Source organism: Novosphingobium sp., from assembly GCF_031424035.1.
Taxonomy (GTDB): domain Bacteria; phylum Pseudomonadota; class Alphaproteobacteria; order Sphingomonadales; family Sphingomonadaceae; genus Novosphingobium.
This window is the reverse complement of sequence record NZ_JANPGP010000070.1, coordinates 71897-89688: the sequence shown is the minus strand read 5'-3', so window position 1 is coordinate 89688 and position 17792 is coordinate 71897. Positions and strand designations below refer to the sequence as shown.

General features: G+C 63.6%; 14 protein-coding genes. 6 read left to right on the top strand and 8 right to left on the bottom strand.

Annotation, left to right across the window (positions count from 1 at the left end; genetic code table 11):
• The first annotated feature begins 123 nt into the window (after positions 1 to 123).
• Both hppD and RMO89_RS10490 read left to right on the top strand, forming a co-directional pair.
• Positions 124 to 1239 (top strand): 4-hydroxyphenylpyruvate dioxygenase, encoded by a 1116-nt coding sequence (hppD, locus tag RMO89_RS10495; protein WP_310532988.1) that lies wholly within the window; start codon positions 124 to 126, stop codon positions 1237 to 1239.
• Complete coding sequence (locus tag RMO89_RS10490) at positions 1236 to 1781, top strand: VOC family protein (RefSeq protein ID WP_310532986.1); 546 nt, start codon at positions 1236 to 1238, stop codon at positions 1779 to 1781. The genes hppD and RMO89_RS10490 overlap by 4 nt, the downstream gene beginning before the upstream one ends.
• On the opposite strand, the gene RMO89_RS10485 is transcribed toward RMO89_RS10490, so the two are convergent.
• Positions 1778 to 2575: a kinase gene (locus RMO89_RS10485; protein WP_310532985.1), complete on the bottom strand. Its 798-nt coding sequence runs from the start codon at positions 2573 to 2575 to the stop codon at positions 1778 to 1780. The genes RMO89_RS10490 and RMO89_RS10485 overlap by 4 nt on opposite strands.
• Positions 2565 to 3512 carry a D-glycerate dehydrogenase gene (locus RMO89_RS10480; protein ID WP_310532984.1) on the bottom strand — a complete coding sequence of 316 codons (948 nt, stop codon included), beginning with the start codon at positions 3510 to 3512 and terminating at the stop codon, positions 2565 to 2567. The genes RMO89_RS10485 and RMO89_RS10480 overlap by 11 nt, the downstream gene beginning before the upstream one ends.
• Positions 3513 to 3641: 129 nt before the next feature.
• On the opposite strand from RMO89_RS10480, the gene RMO89_RS10475 reads away from it, so the two are divergent.
• From RMO89_RS10475 to RMO89_RS10465, 3 genes are all read left to right on the top strand, one after another.
• Complete coding sequence (locus RMO89_RS10475) at positions 3642 to 4442, top strand: crotonase/enoyl-CoA hydratase family protein (protein ID WP_310532983.1); 801 nt, start codon at positions 3642 to 3644, stop codon at positions 4440 to 4442.
• A gap of 78 nt (positions 4443 to 4520) precedes the next feature.
• Positions 4521 to 6635 (top strand): malate synthase G, encoded by a 2115-nt coding sequence (locus tag RMO89_RS10470; protein ID WP_409035540.1) that lies wholly within the window; start codon positions 4521 to 4523, stop codon positions 6633 to 6635.
• Positions 6636 to 6751: 116 nt separating this feature from the next.
• On the top strand, positions 6752 to 8959 hold the full coding sequence (locus RMO89_RS10465; protein WP_310532981.1) for an acyl-CoA dehydrogenase: 2208 nt from the start codon (positions 6752 to 6754) through the stop codon (positions 8957 to 8959).
• 153 nt (positions 8960 to 9112) lie between these two features.
• On the opposite strand, the gene RMO89_RS10460 is transcribed toward RMO89_RS10465, so the two are convergent.
• The 5 genes from RMO89_RS10460 to RMO89_RS10440 form a co-directional block, all read right to left on the bottom strand.
• A complete protein-coding gene (locus tag RMO89_RS10460) occupies positions 9113 to 9343 on the bottom strand; it encodes a lipoyl domain-containing protein (protein WP_310532980.1) in 231 nt (76 codons plus the stop codon).
• A gap of 55 nt (positions 9344 to 9398) precedes the next feature.
• Positions 9399 to 11426, bottom strand: coding sequence for a thiamine pyrophosphate-dependent enzyme (locus tag RMO89_RS10455; RefSeq protein ID WP_310532979.1), 2028 nt, complete (start codon positions 11424 to 11426; stop codon positions 9399 to 9401).
• Positions 11427 to 11620: 194 nt separating this feature from the next.
• Positions 11621 to 12943: an MFS transporter gene (locus RMO89_RS10450; protein WP_409035539.1), complete on the bottom strand. Its 1323-nt coding sequence runs from the start codon at positions 12941 to 12943 to the stop codon at positions 11621 to 11623.
• Positions 12944 to 13022: 79 nt separating this feature from the next.
• Positions 13023 to 15140 carry an acetate--CoA ligase family protein gene (locus RMO89_RS10445; RefSeq protein WP_310532978.1) on the bottom strand — a complete coding sequence of 706 codons (2118 nt, stop codon included), beginning with the start codon at positions 15138 to 15140 and terminating at the stop codon, positions 13023 to 13025.
• 21 nt (positions 15141 to 15161) lie between these two features.
• The gene (locus RMO89_RS10440; RefSeq protein ID WP_310532977.1) at positions 15162 to 15995 is read right to left on the bottom strand and encodes a p-hydroxycinnamoyl CoA hydratase/lyase; all 834 of its coding nucleotides are present in this window, start codon (positions 15993 to 15995) and stop codon (positions 15162 to 15164) included.
• 93 nt (positions 15996 to 16088) lie between these two features.
• Between RMO89_RS10440 and RMO89_RS10435 the strand changes: the two genes are divergently transcribed.
• The gene (locus RMO89_RS10435; RefSeq protein ID WP_310532976.1) at positions 16089 to 16541 is read left to right on the top strand and encodes a winged helix DNA-binding protein; all 453 of its coding nucleotides are present in this window, start codon (positions 16089 to 16091) and stop codon (positions 16539 to 16541) included.
• A gap of 1 nt (position 16542) precedes the next feature.
• On the opposite strand, the gene RMO89_RS10430 is transcribed toward RMO89_RS10435, so the two are convergent.
• Positions 16543 to 17727 carry a cytochrome P450 gene (locus RMO89_RS10430; RefSeq protein ID WP_310532974.1) on the bottom strand — a complete coding sequence of 395 codons (1185 nt, stop codon included), beginning with the start codon at positions 17725 to 17727 and terminating at the stop codon, positions 16543 to 16545.
• Positions 17728 to 17792: the final 65 nt, after the last annotated feature.

The window sequence follows — 17792 nt, the reverse complement described above, 5'->3', positions numbered from 1 at the left end:
GGTTCCCGCCTTCGCGGGAATGACGATGAGATTTTCCGAATCCGATCGTTCGCTTCGCCGCGCCTTGACACAAGCCCCCTTTTACCGATATAGTTTCACACGAAACCATATCGGATCCCTACCATGACTGACCTGTTCGAAAACCCCATCGGCCTTGCCGGGTTCGAATTCGTCGAGTTTTGCGCGCCCGAAAAGGGCATTCTCGAACAGGTCTTCGCCGGTATGGGCTTCACCCTGATCGCGCAGCACCGCTCGAAAGACGTGCAGCTGTGGCGACAGGGCGGTATCAACCTCATCGCCAATTACGAACCGCGCAGCCCCGCCGCATGGTTCGCCGCCGAGCACGGCGCATCGGCCTGCGGCATGGGCTGGCGGGTCAAGGACGCCGCGCTCGCCTATGCCCGCGCGCTCGAACGAGGGGCCGAACCGGTCGAAATGCGCACCGGCCCGATGGAACTGCGCTTGCCCGCGATCCGCGGCATCGGCGGCTCGATCATCTACCTGATCGACCGTTTCGAAGGGCAGGAAGCCCGCGACCTGTCGATCTACGACATCGATTTCGTCTATCTTCCCGGCGTCGATCGCCACCCGGTCGGCGCGGGGCTGAAGGTGATCGATCACCTCACCCACAACGTTTATGGCGGGCGCATGGCGCACTGGGCGTCATTCTACGAGCGCGTCTTCAACTTTCGCGAGATCCGCTATTTCGACATCAAGGGCGAATATACCGGCCTCACCAGCAAGGCGATGACCGCCCCCGATGGCCTGATCCGCATCCCGCTCAACGAAGAAGGCGCCGGCGATGGTAAGTCGAAAGGTGGGGGCCAAATCGAGGAATACCTGCGCGCCTATAATGGCGAAGGCATCCAGCACATCGCCTTCTCCTGCGACGATCTTTACGACACATGGGACCGCCTGAAGGCGAGCGGCAACAGGTTCGTCCCTGCCCCGCCCGCAACCTATTACGAGATGCTGGCCGACCGCCTCCCCGGCCACGGCGAGCCAGTCGATCAACTGCAATCGCGCGGCATCCTTGTCGATGGATCGACCGAGGCCGGCGACCCGCGCCTGCTGTTGCAGATCTTCGGCCAGCCTGCGATCGGCCCGGTGTTCTTCGAATTCATCCAGCGCAAGAAGGATGAAGGCTTCGGCGAAGGTAATTTCACCGCGCTGTTCAAGTCGATGGAAGCCGACCAGCTGCGGCGCGGCACCCTGAAGGTCGAGGAGCAGGCATCATGAGCGGGCATCCGGTAGCCCTCGGGGGCATTCACCATGTCGCCTATCGCTGCAGAGACGCCGCCGAGACAGTCGAGTGGTACGAACGCGTGCTGGGCATGAAATATGTCACCGCCTTTGCCGAGGATCACGTGCCGTCGACCGGCGCTTACGATCCCTACATGCACGTGTTCCTGAATGCCGGAAACGGCAACGTGCTGGCCTTTTTCGAACTGCCCAATCAGCCGGCGATGGGTAGCGATCCGAACACCCCGGCGTGGGTGCAGCATCTCGCGTTCAAGGTGCCGAGCCTTGAGGCATTGCTCGACGCCAAGATGCATATCGAGGCGCAGGGCATCGACGTGCTTGGCCCCACATGGCACGGCATTTTCCAGTCGATCTACTTCTTCGATCCCAATGGCCACCGCATCGAACTCGCCGCCGATATCGGCACGGCCGAACAATATGCCGAGCTGGAAAAGGTCGCGCGGCCGATGCTGGAGGAATGGAGCCAGACGAAGAAGGCACCGCGGCACGCCGATTGGCTACACGCCAAACCGGACTAAGTGATTGAGAGGACGCGGCGATTCTGGTCGATCCTCGCCGTCAGGTCGGCGCGGTGCGGTATGTCCTCGATCATCCATTCGGTCAGGCGTTGGTAGAACTGGACAAAGCGGGCGATGCCGGCTTCGTCCATCACCGCTTGGCCCTGCCCGGCGATCTCGAGTTCTTGCTGGAGTCGCCAATCTTTGACGACCGAAAAGGCAGGGGCGGCGAGGAAAACCTGTGCATCGATCCGGGCGAACAGTTCCTGATAGGCCAAGCCGAGTTGCGTGTTGACGAAGCTGCGCCACGCGCCATCCGGATCCTCATCCGCTTCCAGCACGTTCACGGGTACGGTCAGCGATGAATCGGGCTGAGGTCCTGCGCCAACACACCAGCCTTCAAAAACCAGAACCCTGAGCGCGGAAACTTCCGGCCATTCCGCCTGCCCTCGCAGGTCATCGCTGGCCTTGTCAAAGCGCGGCAGCCGAACCGGCTCGCCCGCGTCAAGCGCGGCAAATACGGACAGACCCAGCCCCACATCATGGGTTCCCGGCACCCCGCGCGTAGCCAGCAGCGGATGGACCTCGGCCGCCAGTTTTCTCCGCGCTGCGCTGGACAGATAAAGGTCGTCTATCGACAGAACTTCGCTCGCCACCCCCCGGCTGCGAAGGTCAGCCGCCACGGCTTTCGCCAGCGTGGACTTTCCCGAGCCCTGCGAACCGCTGACGCTCAGCACGAATGGCCCGGGGTGATCCGGCAAGCGCGCGTCAATCAGGCCGAGGACCGCTGCCAGCAGGTCCAGTTCAGGCGACACGGTTCGGCAAGTCCCGCCCCGCGAGCCAGGCATCGATATTGTCGAGCGCCTGCATGCCCATCGCGGTGCGTGTCTCGATCGTTGCCGAGCCGAGATGCGGCAGCAGGACGGCGTTTTCGCAGGTAAGCAGCGCCGGGTGGACTTTCGGCTCCGCCTCGAACACGTCGAGACCGGCAGCGTAGATGCGCCGCGCGGAGAGCGCCTCGGCAAGCGCGGCTTCATCGACCAACGAACCCCGCGCGGTATTCACCAGCACAGCGCTGGACCTCATCCGCGCCAGCCGCTCCGCATTGATCAAGTGCCGGGTTGCCTCGCCTCCCGGAATGTGTAGCGAGACAACGTCCGCCTCTGCCAGCAGGTCTTCGAGCGAGGCGAATTGCTGCACATCGGGATCGCTCACCGGAGAGCGCGAAAAGCAGGCGATCCGCATTCCGAACGCCCGCGCCCGCGCCGCAGTGACCTTGGCAATCCGGCCATAGCCGACCAGGCCAAGCAGCTTGCCCGAAAGCCCCTGCCCCAGCATCGCCGTTGGGCCCCAACCCTTCCAGCCGCCTGCGCGCACCACCCGCTCGCCCTCGGCCGCGCGGCGCATGGCCATGAGCATAAGGGTGAGCGCGAGTTCGGCGGTCGCGTCTGTCAGCGCGTCGGGGGTGTTCGTTACGGCGATCCCGGCAGCTTCTGCTGCGGCAATATCGATGTGTTCCACGCCTGCACCGAAATTGGCAATCAGCCGCACCCGCACATTGGACGTGAGCAGATTGGCGCCAAACTTGTCCGTGATCGTCGGCAGCAGCAGGTCGAAGTCCCGCAGCGCCGCTTGCAGATCCTCAGGGGAAAGCGGCCCCGTCACAAAGACCGGATCGACTTGCATGGCATGAATCCGCTCCTCGACAAGCGGGGGCATGGCACGGGTGACGAGCAAGCGCGGTGCAGACATGGCGCATTCATGGCGCATGTGCGTTTCAAAGCAAAGTATCAGGGCAAAGCTTCCGGACGCCCGCGCCTTGCAGCGTCTCGCCAATAGCCTATCGACCAAGGTTCGAACGAATCAGCGAAAGAACATCCGATGGAGCCCTTCCTGCTTGTCGAACGCGATGGACCCGTGGTCATCGCCACGTTCAACCGGCCCGACGACCGCAACACCATCACCCGTGCCGAACAGGCCGAGGAAATCGTCGCCTTCAGCCACGCCATGACCCGCGACCGCACCGTCCGCGCGATTGTGCTGACCGGTGCCGGCAAAGCGTTCTGCGCCGGTGGCAACGTCAAGGATATGCAGGAACGCGGCGGGATGTTCGCCGGTTCGCCTTACCAGATCCGCAATTCCTATCGCACCAGCTTCCAGATGGTCGGCCCGGCGCTGACCGAACTGGAGGTGCCGATCATCGCCGCGATCAACGGCCCGGCAATCGGCCTGGGTCTCGACATCGCCTGCATGGCCGACATCCGCCTGATGGCCGATACGGCGGTCGTCGCGGAGAGTTACGTCAAGCTCGGCATCATTCCCGGCGGCGGCGGGGCATGGTTGCTTCCGCGTTTGATCGGCCCTCAGCGCGCGGCACTGATGACGCTGACCGGCGACGCGATCGATGCGGCCAAGGCACTGGAATACGGCCTTGTCGCCGAAGTCGTACCCGCTGCTGGCCTCCGCGCCCGCGCAGTCGAAGTGGCGCGGCGCATCGCCGCCAATCCCGGCCACGCCACGCGCCTGGCCAAGCGGCTGATGCGCGAAGGGGCGGACGTGAAACTCGAAACGCTGCAGCAGATGGCCGCCGCTTTCCAAGCTCTGTCGCACCACACCGCAGATCATCACGAGGCGATCGACGCCTTCCTGAACAAGCGGCCGGGCAATTTTACTGGCGAATAGGCACTGGAAATCGCCCGGCGATTAAGGCATAGGCGCGCCGTTCCTCCCCGGATACGGCAATTCAAGTTGGGTGCGGCCATGAGCCGTCGCTCCGCCAATCTAGTGAGGAAGGTCCACATGACGTACCAGAACCGCGCCGGTCTGCAGGTGGCAGACGAGCTCGCCCAGTTCATCGAAGCCAAGGCCCTGCCCGGCACTGGTGTAAGCGCCGAAACTTTCTGGAGCGGACTTGCCGCGATCACGGACCGCTTTGTGCCGCGAAACCGTGAATTGCTCGCCCGGCGCGATCTGTTGCAGGCGCAGATCGACACATGGCACCGTGCCAACCCCGGCCCGATTGCCGACATGGCGGGGTATCAGGCGTTCCTTCGCGAGATCGGCTATCTGGTGGCCGAACCTGCACTCTTTTCCATCGGCACGACTAACGTCGACGTGGAAGTTGCGACGATGGCTGGGCCGCAGCTCGTCGTCCCTGCGCTCAATGACCGCTTCGTGCTCAACGCCGCCAATGCGCGCTGGGGTAGCCTGTATGACGCCTATTACGGCACCGATGCACTTGACGCTGCGCCTGCGACAGGCGGCGGCTATGACAAGGTGCGCGGCGCTGCAGTGATCGCAGCGGCGCGGACCTTCCTCAACGCCGCGATTCCCGGCTGGGAAGCCGCGCTGACCGGCGGCGATTGCCCCTATGAATACGCCGCCAAGGACGGCGGCGTGCTGTTCACGCACAACGGCCTGCACATCGAACTGGTGATCGACCGCGACCATCCCATCGGCATGGAAGACCCGCTGGGCATTTCCGATGTCGTGCTCGAAGCAGCGCTGACCGCGATCATCGACCTTGAGGATTCGGTCGCCGCCGTCGATGCGGAGGACAAGGTGCTCGGCTATAGAAACTGGCTCGGCCTAATGCGCGGCGACCTGACCGCCAGCTTCCAGAAGGGCGGAAAGACCATGACCCGCACACTGGAAGGCGACCGGGAATGGACCACGGCGGACGGCGCTTCGTTCAGCCTGCATGGCCGCTCGCTGCTGTTCGTCCGCAATGTCGGCCACCTGATGACCAACCCGGCAGTGCTGCTGGCAGATGGCTCGGAAATCCCCGAAGGCGTGCTCGACGCGCTGGTCACTTCGCTCTGCGGCGTGCACGATCTCAAGCAGCTCGGCACCCATCGCAACAGCCGCAAAGGCAGCATCTACATCGTCAAGCCGAAGCAGCACGGGCCGGACGAATGCAAATTCACCAATGACCTGTTCGACGCGGTCGAAGACGTGCTCGGCCTTCCCCGTCACACCGTAAAAGTCGGCGTGATGGACGAAGAGCGCCGCACCAGCGCCAACCTTGCCGCATGCATTCATGCGGTGAAGGACCGCATCGTCTTCATCAACACCGGCTTCCTCGACCGCACTGGCGACGAGATGCACACCGCGATGCAGGCCGGCCCGATGATCCGCAAGGCGGCGATGAAATCGAGCGCCTGGATCACGGCTTATGAAGCGCGCAACGTCCAGATCGGGCTTGGCTGCGGGCTTTCGGGCAAGGCGCAGATCGGCAAGGGCATGTGGGCCGCACCTGACATGATGCGTGACATGATGGTCCAGAAGATCGGCCATCCCAAGGCAGGCGCCAACACGGCCTGGGTCCCTTCGCCCACCGCAGCAACGCTCCATGCGATGCATTACCACCAGCTTGATGTGTTCGCCGTGCAGAAGGAACTCGCCAGCCAACCGACGCCGGGCCTCGATGCTCTACTAACGATCCCCGCCGCGCCGCTCGGTCACAACTGGGCCGACGAGGACGTACGGGAGGAACTGGAAAACAACGCGCAGGGTATCCTCGGCTATGTTGTGCGCTGGATCGATCAAGGCATCGGCTGCTCCAAGGTGCCGGACATTCACGACGTGGGCCTGATGGAAGACCGGGCAACGCTGCGCATTTCCAGCCAGCACATGGCGAACTGGCTCCATCACGGCGTTTGCACCAAGGACCAGGTCGATGCCGCTTTCGCCAAGATGGCGGCCAAGGTCGACGCGCAGAACGCCGGCGATCCGCTCTACGAAAAGCTGGAGGGGGACAGTATTGCCCTGAAGGCCGCGCGGGCGCTGGTATTCGAAGGGCTCAGCCAGCCGAACGGCTATACCGAGCCGCTGCTTCACCGCTTCCGGCTGGAGAAGAAGGCCGCGCAAGGGTAACCTGTACCAAAGGGCAATCGCGCGGACGATGAACGCCCCCGCGCCATTGGCGCGGCGCCGCGCAATCCGATACCGTCCCCGGGACAGGCCTGATCCGGCCACTCCCGGGGATGAAAATGAACTTCGACCTTACCGACGAACAGGAAATGGTGCGCGACACCTTTGCGCGCTTCCTTGACGAACATAGCTCCACGATCCGCGTCCGTGCCGCCCACCCCTCGGGCTTCGATCCGGCGCTGTGGCAGGGCCTTGGCGAAATGGGTGCCTTTGGCATGCGGGTTCCGGAAGAATTCGGCGGGCTTGGCATGGGCCTGCTCGACGCCGCAGTGCTGATGGATGAGGCTGGGCGCTCGCTGGTTTCGGGACCTTTGGCGGAAACGCTGGTGGCAACGCGCCTGCTCTCGCAACTTGGCGGCGATGCTCAGGCCGATGTGCTGAGCCGTGCCATTGGCGGCGAGACTGTAGTAACAGTAGCGCTCCATGACATTGCCGCCATGCCGAGCCAGTGGGTGCCCGGCGGGCTTGTTGCCGAGTCGGTGATCGCCCGGCGCGGGAACGACATCGTGCTGGTTTCGGTCCCCGAAGCAGCACGCAAGGCAGAAGAAAACCTCGCCTCCACCCCAATTGCCGAGATCGATCTTGGCGCGCTTGACGCCGCCGTTCTGGGCAGCGGCAGCGAAGCGCTCGCCGCCTTTGCCGCAGGGATCGAGGAATGGAAACTGCTGATCGCCGCCGGACTTGCCGGCATCGGGCGCGAGGCGCTGAAGCTCGCATCTGCCTATGCCAATGAGCGCATGGCGTTCGGCCAGCTGATCGGCACATTCCAGGGCATTTCACACCCGCTGGCCGACCGGCTGTGCGAAGTTGACGGGGCGAAGTTCCTCGTCTGGAAGGCGATCCGCGACATCTATGACGGCTCGGACGAAGCCTCCGCCGGTATTAGCCTCGCGCTGCACTGGGCCAGCAAGTACTGCGTCGATGCCGCCAGCCAGGCGCTGCACACCTTTGGCGGCTATGGCCTAACGACCGAATATGACGTCCACCTCTTCGTCCTGCGCGCCAAGGCATGGCCGCTGGTGTTCGGCGATACGGACCTCCTGCTCGATGAAGCCGCGCGCCGGCTCTATGCAGGCGAGGCCGCTTCCCTGCCCGATGCCGGCGAAGTGCCGATCGACTTCGACCTTGGCGACGAGGCTCGGCAGGTCTGCGAGGAAATCGCCAAGCTGTTCGAAGAAAAAGTCACGCCGGAAATGCGGGCCAGGTTCCACTATTCGTGGGAAGGCTACGTCCCTGAAGTCCACAAGATGCTGGCGGACAACAACCTGCTGTTCCCCGGCCTGCCTGAAGTGCTTTCGGGCCGTAACATCAGCCCCTATGCCAAGATCGCCGCGATGGGCGAACTGGAAAAGCAAGGCTACAACACGCCGGGCGCCAATGTCGCGGCGATGGTCTCGATGATCATCCACAAGTACGGCAGCGACGAACTGAAGCGCGATGTCCTGCCTAGGATCATCAACGGCGAAGTCCTCACCAGCCTCGGCTATTCGGAACCAAGCTGCGGCTCGGACGTCTTCGCAGCTCAGTGCAAGGCCACCCCGGACGGCAACGGCTGGCGGATTGACGGAACCAAGATGTGGACCTCTGGCGCGAACCTGGCCGACTATGTCCTGATGCTCTGCCGCACCAATACCGAAGTGCCCAAGCACAAGGGCCTGACCATGTTCATCGTGCCGCTGAAGGCCGAGGGCGTGACCGTGCAGGCCGTCCACACCTTCATGAACGAGCGCACCAACATCACCTTCTATGACGGCGTGCGCATTCCCGATTCATGGCGTTTGGGTGATGTCGATGGCGGCACCAAGACCATGTCCGCCGCGCTTGAGCTCGAGCATGGCGGCGGCTTCTCCAAGGTGATGAAGGGCATGATTCACGCTGCAGAGGAACTGTGCGGTGAGATCGCAACACCCGCCGGCAAGCTGATTGACCAGCCCCACGCCCGGCGCCGTTTGGCCAAGGCCGTGGCGCACCTGTGGATCTCTGAAATGATGACCTACCGCGCCCAGTGGGCCAGCGTCGAAAAGAAGCCGAGCGGCGGATTCGGTCCGATGGCGAAGATGTGGTCGTCCGAGAAGTTCTTGGTAGATTCGCGCGACCTGCTCGACCTGACGGCACCGCTGTCGCTGTCGAAGCGGACCGGGGCCGCCGCTCTGGTCAACCAGTGCTTCCGCCATGCCCACGGCACCACAATCTATGGCGGCACCAGCGAAGTGCACCGCTCGATGGTTGCCGAACGCTATCTCGGCCTGCCACGCACGCGGGGGTAGCTGGAGCCCCCGCGCAGTCGGGGGCCTGAAGAGGTTAAACGAGACGTTGCGTCTGAAGGCCTGAGGCCCCCGCCTGCGCGGGGACGCGCTTGCAAAAAAAGGGCCGCCGGTCACAATGACCGGCGGCCCTTTTTCTTTAACACTGCAACCGGATCAGACGATTTCGCCGATCTCCGTACCGCACGGATAGGTCTCGCCATCGGCGGCCTTGATGATCAGCGTGCCGGCAACCGGTGCCTCGATCTCGCGCGCGGCCTTGTTGGTTTCGAGCAGGTAGATCACCTCGCCCTGCTGGACGGCGGTGCCGCTCTCCACCATCCATTCGGCGAGGGTACCTTCGCTCATCGACATTTCGAGCTTGGGAATGGTCAGGACTGTCGACATGATAGCGTCTCTCTCTTGATCAGGATTTCGCGTTTTTTCAGGATTTCGCGTTTTTTCAGGATTTCACGGTGGCGCGGGCACGTGCCGTGATGGCGGCGGCGCCTGGAACCTGGCTGAATTCGATGGCCTGCGAATAGGCAATCGGCGCATATTCCGCGCCGAGGCGGCTGGCCGGTGCCTTGAGCTGGCCCCACAGCTCCTCGTTGATCGTGGCGCAGATTTCCGAGCCGAGGCCGCAGAACTCGACGGCGGCATGGACCACCAGCGCGCGGCCGGTCTTCTTTACCGAGGCCAGAACGCGGTGGTAATCGATCGGCATCAGCGAGCGCAGGTCGATGACCTCGGCGCTGATCCCTTCCTTGGCCAGTTCCTCGGCAGCGGCCAGGGCCTGGTGCAGCATCCAGCCATAGGAGATCAGCGTGATGTCCGTGCCTTCACGCACGACCTTGGCGACGCCCAACGGCACGCGGTAATCGCCGGTCGGCACGTCGGCCTTCTGGGTGAACAGCAGCATCATCGATTCGATCATCACGCAGGGATCGGGATCGGCGATGCACGAGGCGAGCAGGCCCTTGGCGTCGATCGGGTTCGACGGATAGACCACCTTGATGCCCGGCGAGTGGAGCAGCCAGGCTTCCATCGACTGCGAATGCTGCGCGCCGAAGCCGCCCATGCCGCCGCCGGCCTGAACGCGGATGGTCATCGGGGCGTGGGTTGCAGAGCCCGACATGTACCGCTGCTTGGCGGCGTGGTTGTAGACCTGATCCATGCAGACGCCGAAGAAGTCGGTGAACATGATTTCCGCAATCGGGTTCATGCCGGCGATCGACGAACCGATGGCCGCGCCGATGATCGCCTGTTCGGCAATCGGGGTCGGACGGACGCGGTTCTTGCCGAATTCGATCTGCAGTCCCTTGTTGGTGCCGAACACACCGCCCTGCGGATCGCCAACGTCCTCGCCCAGGATAAAGACCTCGGGATTGGCGGTCATTGCGATGTGCTGCGCGTCGCGGATCGCTTCGACCATCGACATCGACTTGGTGTCGGCCGGCAAGGCGCCTTCGTCGGCGCGCTCCGGATAGACACCGCGCTGGGGAACGCAGGTGACATCGGCGAACACGTCGGTGACGGTCTCGGTCGCCGGGGTGACCGGGCTGGCCATGGCGCGGGTGATGGCATCTTCGACTTCGGCAGCCGTCGCGGTTTCGAGCGCGGAAAGTTCATCGTCGGAACAGATCCCTGCTTCGATCAGCAGCGCGCGGGTCTTTTCGATCGGCGCGCGCTCGCGGGCGGCGGCGAGCACATCCTTGTCGGCGTTGTAATTGTCACCCACGCCGGCGTGCGGGCCCATGCGATAGGTCATCGCCTCGACAAACACCGGACCCTTGCCAGCGCGAACATGGTCGATCACGTCCTTCATGCCGTTGTAGAAAGCGGCGGGATCGTTGCCATCTAGCTGGACGCCCCGGAAACCGAGCGCTTCGGCGCGGCCGTAGAAGTTGGGGCTCGCCGTATAGTCCGGGATCGGCGTGTATTCGCCCCACTGGTTGTTCTGGCACATGAAGATCACCGGCAACTTCCAAGCGCCAGCCATGTTCATCGCTTCGTGCACCGCGCCGATTGAGGTCGCGCCGTCACCGAAGTTGACGATGGTTACGCGGTCCTCGCCGCGCTCCTTGGCCGAAATGGCGAAACCGTTGGCGATCGGGGCACCGGCCCCGACGATGGCCGTGGTGACCATCGAACCCGACGACGGGTCGGAGATGTGCGGGGAGCCGCCCTTGCCCTTGTTGACGCCGTCCTGACGGCCGAGCGCTTCGGCAAACATGCCGAACAGATCGACGCCCTTGGCGACCTGATCGTGAATGCCGCGATAGGTGGTCACCATATAGTCGCGCTCGCTGGTGAGCTGCGAGATCGTCGCGGGAATGCACTCCTGACCCGTCATCGGCCAGTAGGTGAACATGAACTTACCGGCGGACAGCCCGGCCTGGATCGCCTTGTCCACCGCGCGGATACGGGTCATCTGGCCGTAAATCGCCTTCAGGACTTCGGGTTCGATCCCAAGGTTGCCATTCGCCATTCGTAGTGCTCCTCATCAGGCAGACCGGTGTGCCGCGCCGCCAAGGCAAGCGCATGCGCCGGTTCGATTCACCGCTTTGAGTGCAGGCTTTGCCAAGCCGGAGCGGATAAGTCACTGCCCCAGCCGGCAAGGGCAGCCTCTGTCCGCCCCCCGCGTCCCAGAATCCGCCCAAGCGATGCCGTGTCAGGGCCGGGTCAGGCGTGGCTTTTGACCCGGTGCAAGGCGATAATAGCCAGCGCGCCGAGCAGCGATCCCAGGCCCATGGCGATCGAAACGCCCTGCAGTCCGGCGCCGAACTGGAACAGGAAACCTGCCGCCACGGGCCCCAGCACCGCGCCGCCGCGGCCAAGCCCGATGACAAATCCGGTGCCGCCAGCGCGTGCCTCGGTCGGGAACGTAGCGGCCATAAGCGGATAGAAACCCGCCATGCCGGCATTGGTGAAGAACCCGGCAGCCGCCGCCGCGATGGCCAGCCCCTGCAGGTCCGCCTGCCCGCGCCCGAACAGGACCACCATCACCGTCGACATCAGCAGAGTGCCGATCATCAGGTAACGCAGGCCAAAGCGAAGCGTGAGGAAGCTGAGCAGCAGCGAACCGATCAGTCCGCCGACATTGGCCCACACAAGCACGCCGCCCGCCGCCGAGGGCGCATAGCCCATGTCGACGACAATCTTCGGGATCCACTTGAGGATGTAGTAGAACGTCATGACGTGGAAGAAATAAGCGAGCAGCAGCAGCAGCGTGCGGCTGCGCAGGTCTGGCTGCATCAGGCGGCTGAGCGCGATACGTGGGCGTTCCTGCCCGGAATCGGCGGGGAGCGCGGCAACTGGTGCGTGGCCGATCGCCGTCAGCGACCTGTTGACGCGGGCCAGTGCGTTGTCCGGATTGCGCTGGACGATGTGGCCAACCGTCTCGGGCACGAGGAAATAGAGCACCGGCAACATGGCGGCGCTGACATAACCGCCAAAAGTGAACACGTCGCGCCAGGTGCCATCGACCAGCAGCGAGCTGGCAAAGGCTCCGCCCGCAATCGCGCCCATCGGATAGCCAGCCGCCATGATGCCGATCGCGGCGGCGCGCCAGCGGTCGTTGGCGAATTCGGCGACCATCGCATTGGTGCAAGCCAACATGCCACCGATGCCAAGCCCGGTGATCAGCCGCAGCAGGCTCAGTTCCTGTATCGAAGTGCCATGGGCCGCGCCGAACATACCGAGCGACATGACGAACAGACAGCCGATAGCCGTGGGCCGCCGGCCGATCTTGTCAGCGACATTGCCAAGGAAGAACGAACCCACCGCCATGCCCAGCAATTCTGCGGACAGCACGATACCCAACGCCCCGCGCTCGATGCCCCAATCCTTGGCGATACCCGGCGAGGCGAAGCTGATTGACAGCACGTCGAACCCGTCGAGCCCATTGAGCACGACGCAGATCGCGATCACCAGAATTTGCCGCCAGCGCATCGACAAGCCGGATATGACTTGCCGGGGATCGGTAGCCGCATGGACTGAGGACATCGTATTCTCCCGTTTGGCGGCGCAGACCGCCTCCGCATTATCCGGCCGGGCCTGTTACCCGTGCCGGCGGATGTTCTGGTTATTGCACAAGCATCAAGGCGTCGAGCGCTACCACGCCTTCACCCTCAGGATAGAGGATTACCGGGTTGAGATCGATTTCGGCAATGCCCGGTTCGCTTGCCAGCAGAGCGCCGACTTGTCGGATAAGCGCGGCGAGCGCCGGCACATCGAGCCTGGGCGAACCGCGATAACCGGCGAGCAGCGCCGCGCTTTTCAGCCCCATCAGACCGGCGGCAATCTGCGCCTCGGTCATGTCGGGGGTGAACAGGCAGACGTCCTGCAGGATTTCCGCCGTCACGCCGCCAAACCCGGCAAGCACAACCGCACCCCATTCGGGATCGTTGCGTCCGCCGACGATCATTTCCATGCCCCGTGCGCCCATCTTTTCGATGAGCACGCCGTCAAGCGCGATTGATGCGTCATAGGCTGCGACGTTGGCGTGGATACGGTGCCAGGCATCGCGGACGGCCCCGGCATCGGCGAGGCTCAGGATCACGCCGCCGGCGTCACTCTTGTGGCCGAGCCGCTGCGCCTGCGCCTTCATCGCTACCGGATAGCCGACCGCGTCAGCCGCCGCTGCCGCTTCGTCCGCGCTGGCGGCAAAACCCCCTTGCGGGAACGGGAAACCGAGCGGGCCTAGCAGGTCTTTGGCCTGATATTCCGCCACAACGCCGTGGAATTCGCCCAGCCGTGCCAGCGGCGTCGCTGCCGTCTCGCCGCGCGACAGGTCCAGCGTGGCGCGCTTGCCGAGCCGCGCGAGCGCGCGGAACACGCGTTCGGTGCTGGGGAAGCATGGCACGCCGTGCGAGCGCAGCGCCGCGACATATTCGCCCGGAACCGGTGCGCCTTCATCAAGACCCGCGTAGATCAGCGGCTTGGCAATCTCGCGGCCATCCAGCGCGGCAAGAATTGCGGGAATCTTGATCTTGCAGGTCACGGGATCGGTCTGGATAATTCCGGCGACGACCGCGCCGACGCGCGCATCATCAAGCAGCGCCGACAGCGTCTGCGTATAGATATGCGGTTGGCTGAGACCTTGCGCGGTAATGTCGAGCGGGTTGCTCACCGGTACGAAAGGCGGCAGCGCGGCACGCAGTTCGGGGGCGTTTTCGTCGTTCAGGTTTGCCAGCGGAACTTCGAGTGCCTCCGTCAGATCGAGCATCAAAGCCTTGAAAGCGCCAGATTCTCCCAGAACCGCTACATCGGGCCGTGCCATGGCAGCACAGCGGATCAGGATTTCCGAAATGTCGCCTAGTTCTTCCAGCGTTTCAGCAAAGATCACGCCTTCGCGCTCTACCTTGCGGCGCATCAGCTTGTAGTCACCGGCCATTGCTCCGGTGTGCGTCGCAGCGGATTCACGCGCTGCACTCGACGTGCCCGGGTGCAGCAGGACGACTGGCTTGCCCGCTGCACGCGCGCGGCGGGCGGCGGCGAGGAAGCGGCGCGGCTTGCGGAACTGTTCGACGATCATCGTGATGACTTGAGTGGCGTCATCATCGACCAGCCAGTCGACATAGTCCTCGACCCCGCTGCCCGCCTCGTTCCCGGTGGAGATCGAATAGCTGACCGGCAGGTCACGCGCCTGGAAGGTTGTCGAAAGCACCGCTGCCATCGCACCGGACTGCGAAACGATGCCCAGCGCGCGCCTGCCCTCCGGTGCCAATGTCTTGGTCTCGACGAAGGTAAGCGGAATTCCCGCAACGTGATTGACGAAGCCAAGGCAGTTCGGACCTTCGATCACCATGCCGTGTTCGGCGGCAATGAGGCCAATCTCGGCCTGTTGCGCCTTGCCTTCCTCGCCGCCCTCGGCGAATCCGGCGGAGAAGATCACCGCCCCGCCCGCGCCGCGCCGCGCAAGTCCGCGCACGGCATCAAGCACGGCGGCCTGCGGAATTGCCAGCACAGCTACGTCCACGCCTTCCGGCAGGTCATCGACCGAGGCGAGGCACTTGCGTGCGCCGATAACTTCGCGCTTGGGGTTGATCGGATAGACCTCCCCGGCAAAGCCGTTGCGATCAAGGTTGCCCAGCACCGACGCGCCGAGCGAACCCGGCGTGTCGCTGGCACCGATCACAGCCACCGAACGCGGCCGTAGCAATCGTGAAATGGCCTCGCGCGGCAAGCTGCCTTCAGTCATCAAACACTCCCGCTCCGCTGTTCAGCGCGACTTGTTGAGGTCGTAAGCGCCGAGGCCCGGCTTGAACGTCTTGTCGTCGATGAACTGCTTGGTTGCTTCCTTGCGGCCTTCGCCATCGAAGAAGTTGGCAGCTTCCTGCGCGCGGACAAGGTAGTCCATCGAGTTGTCGAAGGTCATTTCGCCGACCCGGCGAACCGCCCACTTGGTGGCGCGCAGCGCGGTAGGATTCTTGGCCAGCAGCACTTCGGCGATGGCGGTGACCCGCGCCTTGAGCCGATCAGCGGGAACCGCTTCGTTGACCAAGCCCCATTCGGCGGCTTTGATGCCGTCGATATTCTCACCCATCATCGCGTGGTACATGGCATTGCGGAAGCCGGTCAGCTCGACGATGATCTTGCTGGCACCGCCGCCGGGCAGGATGCCCCAGTTGATTTCCGACAGGCCGAACTGCGCGTCCTCAGCCGCCACGGCAAGGTCGCAGCCATAGAGCGGACCATAGGCACCGCCAAAGCACCAGCCGTTGACCATGGCGATGGTCGGCTTTTCCAGCCAGCGCAGGCGTTCCCACCAGCCATAGGCTTCGCGCTGCGCCTTACGGATTGCGCCAAGGCCCTTGGCCTCGTTCTCGCGGAAATATTCCTTGAGATCCATGCCGGCGGAAAAGGCCGTGCCCTCACCTGTCAGCACGACAACGCCAACGTCATCGCGGAATTCCAGCGATTCGAGCACTTCGAGCATCCGCCGGTTGAGCGAGGGGCTCATGCAGTTGCGCTTTTCAGGCCGCGCGAACGAGACCCAGGCGATGCGGTTCTCCACGACAAACGATACGGTATCGGCTTCGGCACGTTCAGACATGGCATTTCTCCGGCTATGCTGTATTTGGACTGGGATTTGACTATCTCCAATAGCCAATATTTAGCTATATGCAATAGCAATCTGGAGCAACGCGTGGCACGGCCGCAGAACAGGAACCCGAATACTCCGGCAGTCAGCGACGATCCGCTGGCCCATCTTCCGGGCTATGCCCTCCGCCGCGCGGCGAACGCCATGATGGCCGAACTGGGCAGCCGGCTCGATTCAATTGACCTGCGGATTTCCGAGGCATCGATCCTGCTGCTGATCGACGGGCGCGACGATATGACGTCAAGCGCGATCGGCAGCGTGCTCGATATCCGTTCGGCCAACATGGTTCCGCTGCTCAACCGGCTGTCGAACGCGGGGCTCATCGACAAGGTGCGGATCGACGGCAAGTCGATGGCCATCGTGCTGAGCGCCAAGGGCCGCGAAAAGGCGGCGGAAGTGCGCGTGGTGACTGACAATTTCGAGAGCGAACTGTTGCGGCGCATTCCCGCCGCGCATCGCCCGCATCTGGTGCCGGCGCTGAACGCGCTCTGGCGCTAGGTCAGGCTGCGACCAACTTCAGTGGCACGGAAATCGCGCCGATTTCCGGCCAGCGTGCCGGTGCGACCGGCCCGTCGATCTCGAAATGCGAGGTCATGGCCAGCAATTCGTCGAGCATGACCCGCACCTGCATCCGCCCAAGGTGCACGCCCGGGCAATTGTGCGGCCCGCGCCCGAAGGCCATGTGATCGGCGATATTGGCGCGGTTGAGGATGAACTCTTCCGCATTCTCGAAAACGGCTTCGTCGCGGTTGGCCGAGGCATAGACCAGCGCAATCCCTTCCCCTTCAGGAATCGTGCGCCCGCCGAATTCGACCGGGCATTTCGCCGTGCGGGCAAAGCCTCGATAGGGGGTGTAGAGACGCAGGAATTCCTCCACCGCAGCCGGCACGAGGCTGCGATCGGCGCGCAATTGGACCTGCAGATCAGGGTGACGCGACAGGTGTACCGCCATCGATCCCATGAACACGGTCGGCGCGACGATGCCCACGACCAGCACCTGCCTGACCATGCCGACGATGAGGTCTTCGGTCATGTCCTCGCCGCGTTCCAGTGAGGCCAGCAGTGCGGAAGTAATGTCGCTTTCCGGATCGAGCGGCTCGGCCTTGCGCAATTGCAGAAGTTCGCGCGCCATTTCATACAGCTTGAGACTGGTCGCCTTCATCTGCTCGGGCTGGTTAAGGTTCACCGCAAGAATGAAGGCGCGGCCAGACTGGTGGAGCGGCTCAACCCAGTGCTCAGGCACGTTCATCCATTCGCCAAACACTCGCACCGGCAGGAAACTGGCGAATTCGCCGCAAATGTCGCCATACCCGCGCGCGATCATCGGCGCCAGCAGGTCGCGCGCGCATTGCCGGGCGTAAGGCTCGAACTTTGCGGCGCGATCGGGCGACAGCAGCGGATTGAGCGTGCGACGATAAGGCGTGTGCTCAGGCGGATCGAGGTGCAGCGGCGGCCGGCGGCCGGTAAAGGCCACCTTGGGCACGACATTCTGCACCGAGGTAATGAAAGTCGCCGGATCGCTTGCCGCGCGGCGGACGTCGTCATAGCGCGTCAGGGCCCAGAAGCCGCCGAGCCCTTCACTATGCGCAACCGGGCATTCCCGCCGCAGCCGGGCAAATTCGGCATGGCCGCTGTCGAAGTCTTCCGTCGCTTCGGAATCGAAATCGTTCAGGCTATGTGACATAGCCATCGCATAGGTATCGACGGGGCGCTATGCAAGCGCTATCATAAGCGTCAGGTTTGAATGGG